Origin of the sequence: Nostoc mirabile CHAB5784 (assembly GCF_020829645.1) — a bacterium.
In the GTDB taxonomy this organism is placed as follows: Bacteria; Cyanobacteriota; Cyanobacteriia; order Cyanobacteriales; family Nostocaceae; genus Nostoc; species Nostoc mirabile.
Map to the genome: position 1 here is coordinate 1 of NZ_JAIVFS010000282.1, position 2,366 is coordinate 2,366.

Here is a 2,366-nt window from a genome sequence, read left to right on the forward strand (position 1 = left end):
CGATAAATCCCAAAATTAAACCTAGTTAACCTGTCTTTGTATTCCACAACCACTCTAGTAATTTCATGGTTGATTACTAATTGAAACAGCCGCAATAATTTAGGTCGGCTGTCTGACATTCCAGAGCGCCAATATCTTGGTTATCCATCCAGTATCTCAGGCAGGCATTGCGAACAAAACGAGCAGTTCTAATCGCCTCGTCTAGCGATTGATACTGCTTTTTCGTCCCTTCAAGCTTTGCCTCAAATACCAGCATTATTACGTCAGGTACACTAACGTAATTATATCACAAGAGACAGTATCACGGCGATAGCGTAGCGTTAGCGAGTCATCGAGCGTCTTAAAATCGCCCGTGCCTAGCCCCCATAAATAGAATTTAGGGGCTTTCTCGGCACGGATAACTCGGTAAACGAGAAGCACAGTGGTTTGTCCTCATAGACTTTTATTTACATTTGAGTGTATACCCTGATGACGTAGGATTCTCTTACGGTGAAAATTTGGTATAGGTAAATGCGTATCTTTCCTGGCTCCAGATTTGCCACAAATATTTCTGGAGTTTTTTCATTATTGGTGTTTAAAATTACCTATCTAATCTAAACTCTACTGAAAACGGCTGAATTGCAAAACGTACTTGGCTTCGACAATACTCACAGCATCCTTTCGCACGTTCAGCAACAGCCTTTTTCTGTTGCATCGTGACTCGATTTTCAGACATACATTTGCGTCTGAATTCCTAAATTTTCCATCAAAGCAATAAGTGAAATACCACGCAGACGCGCCAACTCTGCTAAATATTCAATGCGTTGTGCTTGCAGTTTTTCTATCTGTTCAGTTAAGTTCAATAACTCTCTATATTCATTGCTTGTGATATTTTCAGCCTCTCTTTTACTAAGTAATTCGTTGTAATGGTTCTGAGTATCTGAAGGAATACCTTGATTAATTTTAAGTAACAATTCAGCCTCGGTTTGCGGCAAGCTAGAAGCTTTTCGTTGCGCTTGTAAGGCGAGAACTTGAGATACAAATCGCTCTAAATCTGGTTAATTTAACTGCTCAACTGCCTTTAGTAGTTCTTCATAAGATAGTTGTATTTCAACTTTCACTGTTGACATTTTTTAGATTTAACCAGCTAACTTATTGATATTCTATCAACTGACTCATAACAGTGAGTGCTTACGGGCAAAGCAAAATAGTTAAGCGATCGCACTTTTAATCTTGACTCAATCAAAGTGCGATCGCACTAAATATAAATGTTTATTTCGTTGTATATGTCACAAAAATATCCTTTTTCATCTCTACTTCCGCCGCAGCATCTGGATTATAAGTCGGTGATAATAAAAAACTAACAAATGACGGTAAAGGAACTCCAGTTTTGGAACTACATGAGGGATACAATAATGTATAAAAAGGTTCGGCTACAGAAGGAGTACCAAGTTTAACACCCATAGCAGTTGCTAAAGCCTGAGCGCGACTTTGAGCGTCTTTCATCGCTGATTGATAAACTGAACTCTGTAAAGCCTGACAATCATTTACTGCATACTCAACGCCCACACTCTTGACAGAAAGATTTTCAATTTCGCTTGTTGCTTTGTTTGCTGTACCAACAATTTCCTGCACGCGCTCGCGTGTTGGTTTTTCGAGTCTCACCAATATCTTTGCGTTATTTTCACTGGAATTTGTGCTAATTTGCACTTGAATCTTATCAGCATTAATCCCTTTGGCAACTAGGCTATTAACTACAGGCTGAAGAGTTGCTTTAGTTAGTGATTTTTTGCTTGGTAAAGATTCTGCTGCTGTTTTGTAATTTAAAAGTAGAGTTGGTGAGGATATGCGGCGGGTTTCGGGTAGAGATGACGGTTGCGTTTCTAACTGATCAGTGCTAGCTCCCCTACTGAATACCAATTCAATATCGGCTGTATCTGCTGGCACTCTCACGGCCCCTTGACCGATTACCATTAATGAATGGCGATCGCTTGCTGGTGGGTAAAATAATTGGGCATTAGTGACTTTGGGCGTTAATGCTCCCACCCCGACAGTCATGGTAATACTTACCACCATTAGAGCAGTTATTTTTCTCATGTCCTGGGAATATCCTTTGAACCTAGTAATTGTCAAAGTTTACACCTCAAGGGGAATATACTTAAAAAAATATTAACTCATCCCACGTCTACGAAAACATCGCAAGTCTTTCCGACACGCTCCTGCGATCGCTCGTTTTCATAGCCGTAGGGAAATCGAAGTCATTAGCGCTCTTTTATTACTCTCATGAGAGTATAATTAATTACTAACAGTTTAACTTAGCAAGGGTATTTAATTGGGTTCAAGAACGGCTACCTCCACGATCACCGTGGTAGATCAGTACTGCGATG

At 40.0% G+C, this 2,366-nt stretch carries 2 protein-coding genes and 2 pseudogenes; all 4 read right to left on the reverse strand.

What is annotated here, in order from left to right; genetic code table 11:
* Nucleotides 1-125, reverse strand: a pseudogene (locus LC653_RS45725) (IS607 family transposase); the annotation flags it as partial.
* A gap of 2 nt (nt 126-127) precedes the next feature.
* Nucleotides 128-256 (reverse strand): annotated as a pseudogene (locus LC653_RS45730) (RNA-guided endonuclease TnpB family protein); the annotation flags it as partial.
* 451 nt (nt 257-707) lie between these two features.
* Nucleotides 708-974 carry a hypothetical protein gene (locus tag LC653_RS45735; protein ID WP_229501829.1) on the reverse strand — a complete coding sequence of 89 codons (267 nt, stop codon included), beginning with the start codon at nt 972-974 and terminating at the stop codon, nt 708-710.
* Nucleotides 975-1,251: 277 nt separating this feature from the next.
* A complete protein-coding gene (locus LC653_RS45740; RefSeq protein ID WP_229501830.1) occupies nt 1,252-2,076 on the reverse strand; it encodes an SIMPL domain-containing protein in 825 nt (274 codons plus the stop codon).
* Nucleotides 2,077-2,366 lie beyond the last annotated feature (290 nt).

What these genes read in the sequence shown, in the direction of transcription:
- LC653_RS45740 (WP_229501830.1), bottom strand. Translation starts at nt 2,076, where the DNA reads ATGAGAAAAATAACTGCTCTAATGGTGGTAAGTATTACCATGACTGTC.